The sequence below is a fragment of the Natronococcus sp. A-GB7 genome, from assembly GCF_029688865.1.
In the GTDB taxonomy this organism is placed as follows: domain Archaea; phylum Halobacteriota; class Halobacteria; order Halobacteriales; family Natrialbaceae; genus Natronococcus.
Map to the genome: position 1 here is coordinate 153123 of NZ_JARUKV010000005.1, position 12519 is coordinate 165641.

At 68.2% G+C, this 12519-nt stretch carries 15 protein-coding genes; 4 read left to right on the top strand and 11 right to left on the bottom strand.

Annotated features, from left to right (window positions below; genetic code table 11):
• The first annotated feature begins 70 nt into the window (after positions 1-70).
• Positions 71-295: a hypothetical protein gene (locus tag QA609_RS06545; protein ID WP_278301785.1), complete on the top strand. Its 225-nt coding sequence runs from the start codon at positions 71-73 to the stop codon at positions 293-295.
• On the opposite strand, the gene QA609_RS06550 is transcribed toward QA609_RS06545, so the two are convergent.
• The 5 genes from QA609_RS06550 to QA609_RS06570 form a co-directional block, all read right to left on the bottom strand.
• Positions 296-1489 (bottom strand): redox-regulated ATPase YchF, encoded by a 1194-nt coding sequence (locus tag QA609_RS06550; RefSeq protein WP_278301786.1) that lies wholly within the window; start codon positions 1487-1489, stop codon positions 296-298.
• 98 nt (positions 1490-1587) lie between these two features.
• Positions 1588-1866, bottom strand: a complete 279-nt coding sequence (locus QA609_RS06555) for a hypothetical protein (protein WP_278301787.1) — start codon at positions 1864-1866, stop codon at positions 1588-1590.
• A gap of 71 nt (positions 1867-1937) precedes the next feature.
• Positions 1938-3035: an alanine--glyoxylate aminotransferase family protein gene (locus QA609_RS06560; RefSeq protein WP_278301788.1), complete on the bottom strand. Its 1098-nt coding sequence runs from the start codon at positions 3033-3035 to the stop codon at positions 1938-1940.
• A 42-nt stretch (positions 3036-3077) separates the two neighbouring features.
• Entirely contained in the window at positions 3078-3734 is a 657-nt protein-coding gene (locus tag QA609_RS06565) for a class I SAM-dependent methyltransferase (protein WP_278301789.1), read from the bottom strand.
• A gap of 53 nt (positions 3735-3787) precedes the next feature.
• Complete coding sequence (locus tag QA609_RS06570) at positions 3788-4564, bottom strand: NAD(P)H-hydrate dehydratase (protein ID WP_278301790.1); 777 nt, start codon at positions 4562-4564, stop codon at positions 3788-3790.
• Between the two features lie 114 nt (positions 4565-4678).
• Between QA609_RS06570 and QA609_RS06575 the strand changes: the two genes are divergently transcribed.
• Positions 4679-5305 carry a phosphoribosyltransferase family protein gene (locus QA609_RS06575; protein WP_278301791.1) on the top strand — a complete coding sequence of 209 codons (627 nt, stop codon included), beginning with the start codon at positions 4679-4681 and terminating at the stop codon, positions 5303-5305.
• Between the two features lie 12 nt (positions 5306-5317).
• On the opposite strand, the gene QA609_RS06580 is transcribed toward QA609_RS06575, so the two are convergent.
• Together QA609_RS06580 and QA609_RS06585 are read right to left on the bottom strand one after the other, a co-directional pair.
• Positions 5318-5461: a rubrerythrin-like domain-containing protein gene (locus tag QA609_RS06580; protein WP_005556561.1), complete on the bottom strand. Its 144-nt coding sequence runs from the start codon at positions 5459-5461 to the stop codon at positions 5318-5320.
• 107 nt (positions 5462-5568) lie between these two features.
• On the bottom strand, positions 5569-8424 hold the full coding sequence (locus QA609_RS06585; protein ID WP_278301792.1) for a bacterio-opsin activator domain-containing protein: 2856 nt from the start codon (positions 8422-8424) through the stop codon (positions 5569-5571).
• Positions 8425-8831: 407 nt separating this feature from the next.
• Here QA609_RS06585 and QA609_RS06590 point away from each other — a divergent pair, with 407 nt between their 5' ends.
• On the top strand, positions 8832-9362 hold the full coding sequence (locus QA609_RS06590; RefSeq protein ID WP_278301793.1) for a hypothetical protein: 531 nt from the start codon (positions 8832-8834) through the stop codon (positions 9360-9362).
• A gap of 7 nt (positions 9363-9369) precedes the next feature.
• Here the strand turns inward: QA609_RS06590 and QA609_RS06595 are convergent, their stop codons facing one another.
• The 4 genes from QA609_RS06595 to QA609_RS06610 all read right to left on the bottom strand — a co-directional run bounded on the left by QA609_RS06595 (position 9370) and on the right by QA609_RS06610 (position 11162).
• Positions 9370-10224 (bottom strand): YhjD/YihY/BrkB family envelope integrity protein, encoded by an 855-nt coding sequence (locus QA609_RS06595; RefSeq protein ID WP_278301794.1) that lies wholly within the window; start codon positions 10222-10224, stop codon positions 9370-9372.
• A gap of 50 nt (positions 10225-10274) precedes the next feature.
• Positions 10275-10481 carry a YwbE family protein gene (locus QA609_RS06600; RefSeq protein ID WP_278301795.1) on the bottom strand — a complete coding sequence of 69 codons (207 nt, stop codon included), beginning with the start codon at positions 10479-10481 and terminating at the stop codon, positions 10275-10277.
• 89 nt (positions 10482-10570) lie between these two features.
• The gene (gene msrB, locus QA609_RS06605) at positions 10571-10969 is read right to left on the bottom strand and encodes a peptide-methionine (R)-S-oxide reductase MsrB (protein ID WP_278301797.1); all 399 of its coding nucleotides are present in this window, start codon (positions 10967-10969) and stop codon (positions 10571-10573) included.
• A gap of 40 nt (positions 10970-11009) precedes the next feature.
• Positions 11010-11162, bottom strand: coding sequence for a hypothetical protein (locus QA609_RS06610; RefSeq protein WP_278293091.1), 153 nt, complete (start codon positions 11160-11162; stop codon positions 11010-11012).
• Between the two features lie 104 nt (positions 11163-11266).
• Here QA609_RS06610 and QA609_RS06615 point away from each other — a divergent pair, with 104 nt between their 5' ends.
• The gene (locus tag QA609_RS06615) at positions 11267-12508 is read left to right on the top strand and encodes a TIGR00300 family protein (RefSeq protein WP_278301798.1); all 1242 of its coding nucleotides are present in this window, start codon (positions 11267-11269) and stop codon (positions 12506-12508) included.
• The last annotated feature ends 11 nt before the right edge of the window (positions 12509-12519 follow it).

A 12519-nucleotide genomic window follows, 5' to 3' on the forward strand; every position in this document is an offset into this window, starting at 1 on the left:
AGAGCAAAAGTCCGTCGGCACGGACTCGGCGAGCGAGTACGCTTTAGTCGCTCGAGCCCGACTCTCGCGTATGGCCAAGGAACGCGAGTCCTGCGGTCGCTGCGGGGTCTCGACCGCGCTCGAGGCGGCAAACGCCGACCGCGACGATGAGGAGCGTGCCGAGCGCGACCCCTACGGCGAGGCGCGCATCGAGGTCGACGAGGACGAGCTCAGGCGTCTCTCGCCGGGCGCCCGGCTCTCGGGGGTCGCCGACAGGCTCGGCTCGATCGGCGATCGGCTCGCCTGGGGTCGCTGATCAGTTGGTCGTGATGACCTCGAGGACGTCCCGCGATTCGACCGCGTAGTCCTTGCCGAGCTGGCGGTTCGACCGACAGTCGATGGCGTGGAGGAAACCGTCGCCGATATCGGAGTGGAGGCTGTAGGCGAACTCCTCGGCGGTCGAGGCCGGCGGGATCAGGTAGCAGTCGGGCAGCACCTCGCCGCGCTCGTTGCCCAGACCGTTGGCGCCACCCGGGAACACCGGGACGACGCCGAGGACGTCGAACAGCGCCGTCTCGAGGGCGGCCTGGACCCCGGTCGCGCCGTACTGATCGAGGAAGTCGCGGATCTCCTCGAGGCCCTGTTCCTGCTCGCTCGAGATATCGCCCGTGATTTCGAACTCGTCGTCGCCGGGTCGGTAGTCGACGACGCCGGCCTTGTCGGCGGACTTCAGGGCCTTCTCGGCGTGGGCGCTACAGGGGACGATCGTCAGGTGGTCGTAGTCGGGATCGCTCGTGATCTCCTCGTAGTTTTCCTGCGCTTCCGGCGTGTCCATCTTGTTCGCCGCGATCAGCATCGGCTTGGTCTCCGTGCGGATCTCGCGGGCGAGCGCGAGCCTGTCGTCGGCGTCCCACTCGGCGGGCTCGAAGCCGATCCCGATCCGTCGGATCAGGCGCTTGATCTCGTCCTCGTTGGTCTTGAACGCGCTCATCTGCTCGGCGAGTTCCTCCTCGATCGCGTCGTCCTCGGTCGTATACCCCGACTCGTACCTGTTGATCCCCTTCTCGAGGATGCCGAGGTACCACTGGTCGAGCTCCTCCTCTAAGAAGTCGATATCGTCGCGGGGGTCGTGGCCCTCGGTGGGTTCGCCCTCGAGGTCGGTTTCGCCGGAGAAGTCGACGACGTGGACCAGCACGTCGGTCTCGTTGAGGTCGGTGAGAAACTGGTTGCCGAGCCCGTTGCCCTCGTGGGCGCCGGGGATCAGCCCGGCGACGTCGACGAGCTTCGTCGGGACGAACCGCGTCCCGTCGTCGCAGTAGCCGACCGACGGCGTACACTCCTCGTCGAACTCCGGGGCGGCACATTCGACGCGGACGTACGCCTCGCCGACGCTCGGGTCGATGGTCGTGAACGGGTAGGCCCCCTCGGGGACGTCGTTCATCGTCGCAGCGTTGAAGAAGGAGGACTTGCCGACGGAGGGTTTGCCGACGAGTCCGATCCGATAACTCATTGCGTGGTCTGGTGCGGCGACGCCTAAACGGGTTTCTGTCCGGCGTCAGCGTGTCATGGAACGTCATATCAGATCCGCGGCCGGGAGAAGAGTCGGGGTTAGCTCACGATCGCGCGCCAGCTCCAACCGCCCAGCGCGAGTACGATCAGTGCGAGCACGCCGAAGGCGGCCCACTGTCCGGTCTCGGAGTCGGCAACGGGCGCGAAGACGTCCACGAGACCGGTCGCCTGCATCATACCGACAGCGAGCACGAGCAACGCGAGGATCGAGACGACGGCGATGCCGATCCAGTTGCGAGCCATCCACTTCCCCTCCCGTTCGGCTTCCTCCCTGTCGTTTGTCGGTTTCTCCGTCGGCTCCTTGTCGGGTTCGTCCATGCGTAGGTATAGCGGCGGTTCCGAGGAAACGGTTCCACCTGCAGGCTCCGGGTTCGGTGTCCGCCGACCCGTCAGCCGAGGACGTCCGCGAGGGCGTCCATCGTCCGTTCGACACGATCGATTCGTGCGTTGTGACCCATGTGGCCGACTCGAAGAACGTCGTCCTCGAGGTCGCCAAGCCCCGTCGCCAGCAGGATGTCGTGCTCCTCGAGGACCGCCTGCTGGAGTTCCGTCGCCCGGCCCTCGACCGCGAGCGCGGTGACGGTCGGCGAGCAGTCGGCCTCGCTGGTCGGGTACGGCTCGAGACCGAGGTCGGCCGCGCGGGATCGACACGCCGACGCGGCCGCCTCGTGGCGCGCGAAGACGTCCTCGAGACCCTCCTCGAGCAGCAGGTCGACGGCGGCGTCGAGCCCGTACAGGTTCGAGGCGAGGTGGGTGTAGGGGAACCACTCCTCGTCGGCGGCCGTCCGCCAGGGCTCGAGGTCGGCGTACAGCGAGGGGTTGTTGACCGACTCCATGCGCCTCCAGGCCGGGTCGCTGACGGCGCAGGTTGTCAGCCCTGGGGGCGCGCTGAGACACTTCTGGCTCGCGCCGAGACAGACGTCGATCTTCCCGGTCGGCACCGGCGTCCCGCCTACCGAGGAGACCGCGTCGACGATCGAGAGCACGTCGTGGTCCGCGAGGACGTCGAGGATCCCCTCGAGGTCGTTCAGCGACCCGGTCGGCGTCTCGCAGTGGACCATCGTCGCGACGTCGAACTCGCCGTCCCTGTCGAGGACGTTCGCAACGACGTTGCCGTCGAGGGTGTCGTGCCACGGAACCTCGCTGATCACCGCCTCGCCGCCGTAGTTCTCGACGAAGTCGGTGAAGCCGTCGCCGTAGAGCCCGTTCGAGAGACAGAGCACGCGGTCCCCGGGACCAACCAGCGAGGCGACCGCGGCCTCGAGTCCGAGGATCCCCTCGCCCCCGAGGACGACGACGTCCCGGTCGTCGCCCCCCGTTTCGTTGCCCGCCCGGTAGACGGTCTCGAGCTTGTCGGTCAGCGAGCGGTAGAACTCGAAGAACTCGGGTTCGAGATCCGGATTCGGCGTCGGTTCCCCCATCGCCTGCCGGACCGGCTCGGGAACCTCGGTAGGCCCCGGCGTCATCCGCAGCCTGTCGTCGGTCATGGCTCTACGGCCGGGTTCCGTCGCAATAAAGCTGGCCCGGAGTCAGCCACAGAGGCCGCCGCGGCGCCGGGAAAGCGTGCCGCGGACGATCGGCGTCGCGGGAAAGATCCCCACCCCGACGCGCTCGAGACTCTCGACGGCGAAGGCGTCGTCGCAGACGAACCGTTCGACGGTGTCTCGGGTGAGCTGACAACCGCCCGCCGCACGGCTCCAGAGCGGGTTCAGCAGCTCCTGGCCCGTCGCCCGCCAGCCGTCGGCCCGGACGTGCTCGAGAAAGCGCAGTTCGCCGCCCGGCTTCAGCACGCGGGCGACCTCCTCGAGCGCGCGGTCGGGGTCGGCGATCGTACAGAAGACGAGACTCGAGAGGACGACGTCGACGCTGTCGTCGGCGTACGGCAGCGACTCGGCGCGGGCGTCCCGCAGGGTGACCTCGCAGCCGACCTCGCGGGCCTTCTCGGCGGCCTGTCGGCGCATGTGTGGATCGGGCTCGATCGCCTCGTAGTCGATCTCGTCGCTCCCGTCGGCGACGTACGGGAAGTTCGCTCCGGTACCGGCCCCGATATCGAGGACGCGACCCGAGAGCTCCGCGGTCAGGTACTCCCGGTGGCTCCTGAACAGCAGTCGGTCGGGAACGACGGTGTCGTAGACGGCTGCGACCAACGGGTGAGCGATCTCTTCGGACTCCTGCGGATCGAGCATGACGTCCTCGACTCGAGGACGGGACGGCAAAAGCCTGCTTCCGAACGAGTCGATCAGCGGATCGTATCCGGAATCTTCTCGATGACGTCGGTCGCGAGGACGCCGGGACCTTTTTCGGCGGTCGCGAGTTCGCCGCTCTTCCCGAGGATCCACGCGCCGAGCTCGGCGGCTTCCTCGCGGTCGGAGCCCTGTCCCAGCAGCGAGGCGGTGATCCCCGCTAGCGTGTCGCCCGTTCCGGCGACGGTCAGCGCCGACGTTCCGGTCCGGTTTTCCATCCGTTCGCCGTGGGCGACGATCTCGTCGGTGTCTCCGGTGAACGTGAGGACGGCGCCGGTTTCCCTGGTGAACGCCTCGAGGGAGTCGTAGGCGTCGGTGATCGCGTCCTCTTCCGACTCGTTGGGCGTCAGTATCGCGTTCGAGAGATCGGCCTCGAGCGCGGGTTCGATCGCGATCGCGTCGACGACGATCGGGACGTCGATCCGATCGATCGCCTCGCGAACCGCGTCGGGTTCGGCGTCGGCGAAGCCGGGGCCGATCACCATCGCGTCGGCCCACTCACTGACCTCGACGACGCGCTCGACGGCGACGGCGTCGAACCGCTCGCCCTCGTACTTGCTGGCGAGCAGGTTCGGATCGTGGCTCGCGACGATCTCGTAGATCTCCTCGGTGACCACCGTCCGAACGTGATCGGAGCCGGTTCGGAGCGCGGCCCGACCGACGACCGCTGGCTGGTTCGGGTAGTCGACGCCGCCGGCGACGATGCCGACGCAGCCGTTGTCCGTCCCCGATTCCTCGCTAATGTTCGAGAGCGTCCGCTGCAGTCGTCCCATACCTCACCGTTCGTCGGCAGCGGGGTAGCCGTTCGGCAGGCGTCTCCCGGTCGCCGGCGTACCGGTCAGCGTGTGTGACGACAAGCCATAGTACGTCGGCGTCGTAGAACAGCTATGTTCGCGAATCGATCCGACGCCGGCGACCGACTCGCGGCCGAACTCGAGGATCGTGGGGTCGAGGCCGACGTCGTCCTCGGAATCCCCCGCGGCGCGCTCCCGGTTGCGCGACCCGTCGCGGACGCCCTCGAGGCCGATCTCGGCGTCGTCGTCGCCCGGAAGCTCGGTGCACCGTCGAACCCCGAACTCGCGATCGGCGCGGTCGCAAGCGACGGCAGCGTCTGGCTGAACGACGACCTCGTCGATCGCCTCGGCGTCCCGGAGTCGTACCTCGAGGACGTCCGCGAGCGGGAAGCGACGAACGCGCGGGAGAAAGCCGATCGCTACAGAGGGGGAGAACCCCTGCCCGAACTCGCGGGAAAACGAGTCGTCGTCGTCGACGACGGGGTCGCAACTGGGGCGACCGCGATCGCCTGTCTGCGACAGATCCGCGAGGCCGACGCTGAACGGGTCGTCCTCGCGGTTCCGGTCGGCTCGCCCGACACTGTCGCCGACCTCGAGTCGGAAGCCGACGCGGTGATCGCGCTCGTCGCTCCGGGGAACTTCCGGGCCGTCGGCCAGTTCTACCGGGAGTTCGGCCAGGTCACCGACGAGGAGGCGGTCGAATACCTCGAGGACCGGTAGCGGTCCCGTCGCTCACTCGAGCGGTGTCCCTCGGTTTCGCATGTCCGCGCCGCAGCTGGGGCAGCTCCCGGGGGCCGTCGCGCTGACGACGACGGTCCCGCAGTCGAAACACTCGTATGTCGATTCCTCGTTCGGATCGAGTTTGACGTCCTTCATGAGTGGTGTGACGAGCGGTTCGATCGAGCTCGTATACTAACAATAAAAGGGATATTAGGATGAGCGTGTTCGTCAGATAGCTAGCCCCTCACCTCGGTTGGGGTTCACTATTCAACCCCTACAGATGGCGCCGCCGGAAGGCCGATCTCCTCGAATAACACGGTAAAGAGCGTTCGCTGTACCCGCCGCACGTGGCGGTAGAACGCCGCCGAGGAGATGCCGAGCGTCTCGGCGATCTCCGCCCCGGAGCGCTCTCGGGGCGACTCGAAGTAGCCGCCGTAGTAGGCCATCTGGACCACCTCGAGCTGGCGATCGGTCAGTCGCTCGAGCAGCTCCGAGCGCAGGTCCCGCGGCGCCGTTCGATCGACGGTGCGCTTCGAGCGAAGCTCGACGGCGGAGAAGACGTTCGCGACGACGTCGGCGCTGGCGGCGGGATCGACGCTGCCCGGCACGTCGACGACCAGTCGCGCGGTCTCCGGCGTGGCCTCGAGTCGGTGGAGGACGATCCCGTGGTCGGCGAGCCGAAGCGCCAGGAACGGCCGCGAGAGCTCGAGCAGCACCGTCGATCCGTCGCCGTCGCCGACGGCCTGGGCGCTTTCGACGGCGACGAGATCGGTTGCGGCCGCCGCGACGTCGGCCGCGGGAGCGCCGTCGACGGTGACGAACACCGCTACCGTCCCCTCGTGTTGGCGAACGCCGCCGTCGAACGAGAGCACGCAGTCGAGCTGGCGGGCCAGACGCGCGAAGACGAACTCCTCGTCGGCGACGTCGAACTCGAGTCGGGTCCGCGAGTCCGACAGCAGCGCTCGCTTGCGCTCGACCGCGGCGATCGCGGCAGCGATGGTCTCCCCGAGTTCCGCGAGCACCGCGCGGGTGGTGTCGTCGAACGCGTCGGGTCGATCGGCGTAGACGGTCAGCACGCCGTAAGTGAACTCGTCGTAGGCCAGCGGCACGCTGATGGCCGACTGGTAGTCCCGCGAGAGGGCGGCTCGTCGCCACGGCTCGTCGTGAAGGTTCTCGACGACGTTCGGGACGACGGTCACCGCCCGGCTGGCCGCCGTCCGCGCCGCGGGTTCGGTCGGTTCGGCGAGCGAGAGCGAGACGGTGTCGAGGTACTCCCGGCCCCGACCGCTGCCGTCGTGGGCGTTCGACTCGAGGACTTCGCCGGCGGCGTCGGCCGTCCCGATCCAGGCGAACGCGAACCGTTCGGCCGCCGTCAGCCGCTCGCAGACGGCGCGTTCGATCTCCTCGCGGGTCTCGGCGCCGACCAGCGCGGCGTCGATCTCCCGGATGATCTCGTTCATCCGGTTGAGGCGGGTGAGCTGGCGGTTCCGTCGCTTGAGCTCCCGGTCTCGGTCGCGCAGACGTCGCTCCCGTTCGACCCGGTCGAGGGCGGCCTCCGCGGTCGCCGCGAGCAGCTCGGTCAGCTCCCGCGAGACCTCGTCGAAGGCCCCGACCTCGGGCGAGCCGACGACGAAAACGCCGTGATCGCCCAGCGGAACGAACCCCACCGACCGCAGCTCCGTGGTCGGATCCGACAGCGTCGGCGACTCCCGAACGTCGGCGAAGAACTGGGCCTCGCCGGCGAGAAAGACCTGTCCGGTGATGCTGTCGTCGTTCGCCCGCCTGGTCGGAAGCGGACCGTGCAGCCGATCCATCCCCGGCGAGGCCGCCACCGGCCGCAACACGTTCTCGTCGGTGTCGAACCGCAGCGCCGCGCTGGCATCGAGGTCGAGGACGTCGGTCGCGTCGGCGACGATCCGGTCGGCAATCTCGGGCTCGGTCTCGGCATACAGCAGCTCGCGGGCGGTGCCGTGCAGCGCCGTCAGCGCCTCCTCGCGGCGCTTCCGGGTGGTGATGTCCCGACAGCTGTAGAGCATCGTGCCGTCCTGGATCGACACCTCGCGGACGTTGACCAGCAGGCTGTGTTCCCGGCCGGCCCTGTCGGTCGCCGTACACTCGATGTTCGTCAGCACCCCCTCGGCGGCGAGCTCCTCCCTGTCGAACAGATCGGGCTCCAGGAGCTCGTCGATCGTCCCCATCTCGTGGATCTCTTCGTCCGTGTAGCCGAAGATGAAGTGGACGTTCGGACAGACGTAGGTGAACCGCCCCTCCTCGTCGGTGATGAGGACGGTGTCGGTCATATGGTTGAGCGTTACCCGGTGGAGCTCCTCGGATCGACGGAGTTCGGTCTCGAGGCGGACGCGCTCGGTGACGTCGACCGCGCGGGCGAACAGCGAAACGACGGCGCCGCTCTCGTCCCGAACCGGCCGCACCGTGACGTCGAGGGTACGGGGCTCCGCATCGCCCTCGGCGTCGAGGGTCACCTCGAGCTCCCGGCGGGCGATCGTTCCCGCCGCCGCGCGATCGATCGCCTCGCGGATCGCTCCGTCGGGGTCCCACCACGCCAGCGACGAGAACGAACGCCCCTCGAGTTCCTCGGGGCCGGCGTCGAGCGCCCCGAGTGCGACCTCGTTGGCTCGACGGATCCGGCCGTCGGGCTCGAGGATCCACGAGTAAGCGTCGGGATCCGCGAAGATCGACTCGAACTGCCGGGCTCGCTCGCGACGTCGGCGCTCGGCGGTTCCCGTCGAGAGCGCGCGGTCGATCGTCGCCTCGAGGTCGTCGACGTCGCGACGGGGGAGGTACTCGGTCACCCCCGCGGCGACCGACGCGCTCGCGAGCCCCTCGTCGCCCGCCTCGGGAACGAGCACGACCGGCACCACCGGATCGCGCTCGCGGACGCGCTCGAGCAGTTCGAGCCCCGTCGCGCCGTCGAGTCGCTGTGCGGTAACGACGCAGTCGATCTCGGTCGCCGACAACGTCTCGAGTGCGGTTCCGACGTCGGGAGCCGAGCGCACCTCGCCCGGCTCGAGTTCACGAGCGCGATCCTCGATCGGCGTCTCGGCGCCGGTCTCGGCGACGAGGAGCCGTGAATCGCCGCGGGTCCGTACGGAAGCCATTCGTCGTCGCTTCGGTCCCCGTCGGTGAGAACGTATCGGTCCGACGAACTGACAGCCGTTCACGGTCCGACCCCGTAGAGCCGGACACGCGCCTCGTGGTTACCGTCGAGGATCGAGAGCCGTCCGAAGTGAGCGTCGCCGTTCGCGCCCACGACGACGTCGACGACCTCGAGGCGCTCGACGGGATCGGGTCGCGGTGAGCGCGGACGATACGCGCCGCGGTTCGCGGAACCGACCGATAGCGCGGGAACGATTCGGGCCGTTTCACTCGTTTCACGATGTTTTACGCGGTTCGGCGGGGCGGAACCGAACTGGTGTTCGGTTCCGAACCTATGTGAATTGTTCTATTAATCCCAATCATCTGTATTAACTGGATACTGATATGCGGTAGTTGAGATGTGCCGTGTATGATAGAGCCGTATCGACGGAGCGTGATCGCGGGCGGATTCGCGCTGGTCGCCGGCAGCGCGATCAGCGCCGTCGGCACTGGCGACGAGGACGCCGACGACGGAGCCGACGCGGACTCGAACGATAACGGAACGGACGCCGAAGGGGCGGACGAAGAGGGCCGGGTCGACGAGTCCGGTGACGAGCTCGAGGGATCCGACGAGGAGTCGGGCCGCGAGTCCGTCGACGACCCCGCCACCGCCGCGCCCGCGCTCGAGCTATCCGTCTCGCTCCCGGGGTCGATTCCCGCTCCGAAGGGACGCGCCGAGTTCCTGATTACGGTGGGCAACCGCGGCGAGGAGACCGTGTCGACGCCGATCGCCCTCGAGGTCGGCTGCGTCGAGGACGAACTCGAGACGCCGACGCTGGCTCCCGGGGAGAGCGCCGACGCGTACGCGAGCTACGCGGGAACGCGCCTCGGACGGGGCACCCACGAGTGGTCGGTCGCCGTCGGAGCGGCGTGTGAGCGCGGGACGCTATCGGTGACGTGATCGGCGATCAGCGATCGGGGAGCTCGAGTTCCTCCGGTGGCAGCCACTCCTCGTCGGGATCGACGCGGCCGGCGAGCACCGCGTTTATAATAGCGCCGACCAGCAGACAGAGCGCGCCGAGGTAGACCCACGTCAGGATCAGCAGGATGGCGCCGGCGATCCCGAACAGGACGACGCTCTCGGAGGTCGCGATGTAGATCCGAAAGCCGACCGCCAGCGCCGCCCAGGTAACGGCGGCGAACGCCGTCCCCGGCAACACCTCCCGCACCGAGACGTCGGTCTGCGGGAACAGGTAGTACATCGGGAAAAAGACCAGCGGGAGGGTGATGAGGAGCCCGATCGAACTCGCGATCGCCGCTGGCAGCCCGCCCGCCTGGACCGGGAGGCTGATCCCGACGACGCCCACGAGGACGACTCCCAGCGCGATCGTGACCGTCGCGAGCAGGGTGTTGACCGCGGTCACGAGGGTTACGGTCGTTACGCTCCCCACGTACGACTGGTGCTCTCGAGAGCCGTAGATACCGGTAAACGCACTGTTTATCGCCTGAAACGCACGGGCTGCGCTCCACAGCAAGATCGCGAGCGCGAGCAACGCCGCGCGGATCCGGTCGCCGCGGTCGCCGGCGATCTCTTCGAGATCCGCGTCGGCCAGCGCGTCCTCGAGGCCGAACGTCTCGGCGACGCCCTCGAGGATCGGCTCGAGGGCGTCGACGAGCGTCGCGCCCACGAGCACGAGGATAACGAGCGGGACCAGCGTGTTGAACGCGTGGTAGGCCAGTCCCGCCGACTTGACGCTGATCTGTCGCTGTCTGGCGACGGCGGCGACGTGACGGCCCACTTCGAGCCAGCGTGATCCTCTCATCGACTACTCGGGACGAACTCGAGCGGCCCGAGGTAAAACAGCGTCGAGAGTTACTCGTCGGGGGCGATCGACTGGACGTGGCCGACGACGCCGCTTTGCAGTTCGACGCGCGGCCCGTCGGGGGTGTCCTCGTAGACGGTGCCGACCTCGCCGATCAGCGGCTCGGTGTCCTCGGAGTGGACGTCCTGGTCTTCCTGTACGATTTCGACGGTCAGTCCCTGTCGCAGCTCCTCGGCGGTTGGGCGTTCGCTCGACATAGACGGTGGTGGGAGCGTGCGTTCGAAAAGGGTAGTGCCTGCATTCGCTTCGGGCCCTCCGTTTACGGGGCGACGTCGCCCGCTTCGGGCTACTCGCCGTCGAACTCGAGCACCGCCGAGTTGATGCAGTAGCGCTTGCCCGTCGGCTCGGGGCCGTCGTCGAAGACGTGCCCGAGGTGGCCCCCGCAGTTCGCACACAGGACCTCCGTCCGTCGCATCCCGTGGCTGTTGTCGGGACGGGTCTCGACGCGGTCGTCGTCGACGTCCGAGAAGCTCGGCCACCCGCAGCCCGAGTCGAACTTCGTCTCCGAGTCGAACAGGGTAGTACCGCAGCCCACGCAGGCGTAGCTGCCGTCCGCCTTGTGGTCGACGTACTCCCCGCTGAACGGCGCCTCGGTGCCGGCCTCGCGGAGGATGCGGTACTGCTCCTCGGTGAGTTCCTCTTGCCACTCCCCCTCGTCGGTCGGCACGTCGGGTTCGTTACTCATACGGCCCCGTAGGATGGTGAGGGCCAAGAGTCTGTCTCCCTCACCGATGAGTCATAACGTCTGTGCTCCCGCAGTCCGGACACTGGGTCATCCGACCGAGCTTCGGGACCTCGAGTCGGACCCAGGCGTCGTCGCCGCCGGGCGCCTCGAACCCGCAGCTTCGACACCGCGACTTGCCGAGTGTGGATGCCATACGGTACCGTACGTGAGGGAGTCCCATATAGCTTGATCCCGGGCTGACTCGCTCGCGAGCCGAGACGCACAGATTGACGGTCCCCGCTCGCCAACGGGACGGCAATGACAGTCGCGCGAACCGTGGAGCTCGAGGGACACATCATCGACTCGGGGACGATGGGGGCCTGTTTCGGGGCCGTGATGGATATGGGCGGGGAGTTCGAGGTCGAGGAGTTCGACGTCGGCCGACACAAACACGCCGAGACCTACTGCCGGATGCGGGTGATGGCCGACACCGAGGGGGAGTTGCGGGCGATCCTCCACGAACTCAACCAGCAGGGGGCGACCGTAGCCGATCCTCGGGACGCGACCCTCGAGGCCGCGCCCGGAGACGGAATCGTCCCGGTCGACTTCTACTCGACGACGAACCACCCGACGGCCGTCCGCGTCGACGGCGAGTGGCACGACGTCGAGGGCGTCGAGATGGACTGCGCGCTGGTCGTCGACCGCGAGGAGGGGGTGCGGGTTCGGACGAAGGTGTTGAACGCGATCGACGCGGGCGACCTCGTCGTCACCGGCGAAACCGGGATCAGAGTCGACCCGCCCGAGCGCCCCCGCAACGGCGGTGGCGGCTCGTTCGGGTTCATGCAGGGCGGGGTCTCGAGCGAGCGCCCCTCGGCGTCGCTCATCGAGGAGATCGCCGACGAGATGCGCGAGGTCAACGCCAACGACGGAACCGTCCTCGCGGTCTGTGGCCCGGCGATCGTCCACTCGGGCGGGCGGGACGCGCTGGCCGCCCTCGTCCGGGCGGGCTACGTCGACGCGATCAGCGCGGGCAACGGGTTCGCCGTCCACGACCTCGAGCGCGATCTGTACGGCACCTCGCTGGGCGTCGATACGGAGAGCCTCGAGCACCCCCGGAAGGGCCACAAGCACCACATCTACACGATCAGCGAGATCGCCCGCCTGGGCGGAATCGAGGAAGCGGTCGCGGAGGGGGTCGTCGACGAGGGCGTGATGTACGAGTGCGTCCAGAACGGCGTCCCCTACGTGCTCGCGGGCTCGATCCGTGACGACGGCCCGCTGCCCGACACGATCACCGACTCGATCGAGGCCCAGGACGCGATCCGCGAGCAGGCCCAGGAGGCCGATCTCGTGCTCATGCTCTCGACGCTGTTGCACTCCGTGGCCGTCGGCAACTGCCTTCCCTCGACCACGAAGACCGTCTGCGTCGACATCAACCCCGCGACCGTCACCCAGCTACTGGATCGGGGTAGTGCCCAGGCGATCGGGATGGTCACCGACATCGGAGCGTTCATCCCGATGCTCGCGGACGAACTCCTCGAGGGGAGCCACGAGCAGTAGTCTCCGCTCGA

Bases quoted from the DNA above. Each gene is read 5' to 3' on its own strand.
- QA609_RS06590 (WP_278301793.1), top strand. From the start codon at position 8,832: ATGATAGAGCCGTATCGACGGAGCGTGATCGCGGGCGGATTCGCGCTG.
- QA609_RS06595 (WP_278301794.1), bottom strand. From the start codon at position 10,224: ATGAGAGGATCACGCTGGCTCGAAGTGGGCCGTCACGTCGCCGCCGTC.
- QA609_RS06600 (WP_278301795.1), bottom strand. From the start codon at position 10,481: ATGTCGAGCGAACGCCCAACCGCCGAGGAGCTGCGACAGGGACTGACC.
- msrB (WP_278301797.1), bottom strand. From the start codon at position 10,969: ATGAGTAACGAACCCGACGTGCCGACCGACGAGGGGGAGTGGCAAGAG.
- QA609_RS06565 (WP_278301789.1), bottom strand. From the start codon at position 3,734: ATGCTCGATCCGCAGGAGTCCGAAGAGATCGCTCACCCGTTGGTCGCA.
- QA609_RS06575 (WP_278301791.1), top strand. From the start codon at position 4,679: ATGTTCGCGAATCGATCCGACGCCGGCGACCGACTCGCGGCCGAACTC.
- QA609_RS06555 (WP_278301787.1), bottom strand. From the start codon at position 1,866: ATGGACGAACCCGACAAGGAGCCGACGGAGAAACCGACAAACGACAGG.
- QA609_RS06615 (WP_278301798.1), top strand. From the start codon at position 11,267: ATGACAGTCGCGCGAACCGTGGAGCTCGAGGGACACATCATCGACTCG.
- QA609_RS06545 (WP_278301785.1), top strand. From the start codon at position 71: ATGGCCAAGGAACGCGAGTCCTGCGGTCGCTGCGGGGTCTCGACCGCG.
- QA609_RS06560 (WP_278301788.1), bottom strand. From the start codon at position 3,035: ATGACCGACGACAGGCTGCGGATGACGCCGGGGCCTACCGAGGTTCCC.
- QA609_RS06570 (WP_278301790.1), bottom strand. From the start codon at position 4,564: ATGGGACGACTGCAGCGGACGCTCTCGAACATTAGCGAGGAATCGGGG.
- QA609_RS06550 (WP_278301786.1), bottom strand. From the start codon at position 1,489: ATGAGTTATCGGATCGGACTCGTCGGCAAACCCTCCGTCGGCAAGTCC.
- QA609_RS06585 (WP_278301792.1), bottom strand. From the start codon at position 8,424: ATGGCTTCCGTACGGACCCGCGGCGATTCACGGCTCCTCGTCGCCGAG.
- QA609_RS06610 (WP_278293091.1), bottom strand. From the start codon at position 11,162: ATGGCATCCACACTCGGCAAGTCGCGGTGTCGAAGCTGCGGGTTCGAG.
- QA609_RS06580 (WP_005556561.1), bottom strand. From the start codon at position 5,461: ATGAAGGACGTCAAACTCGATCCGAACGAGGAATCGACATACGAGTGT.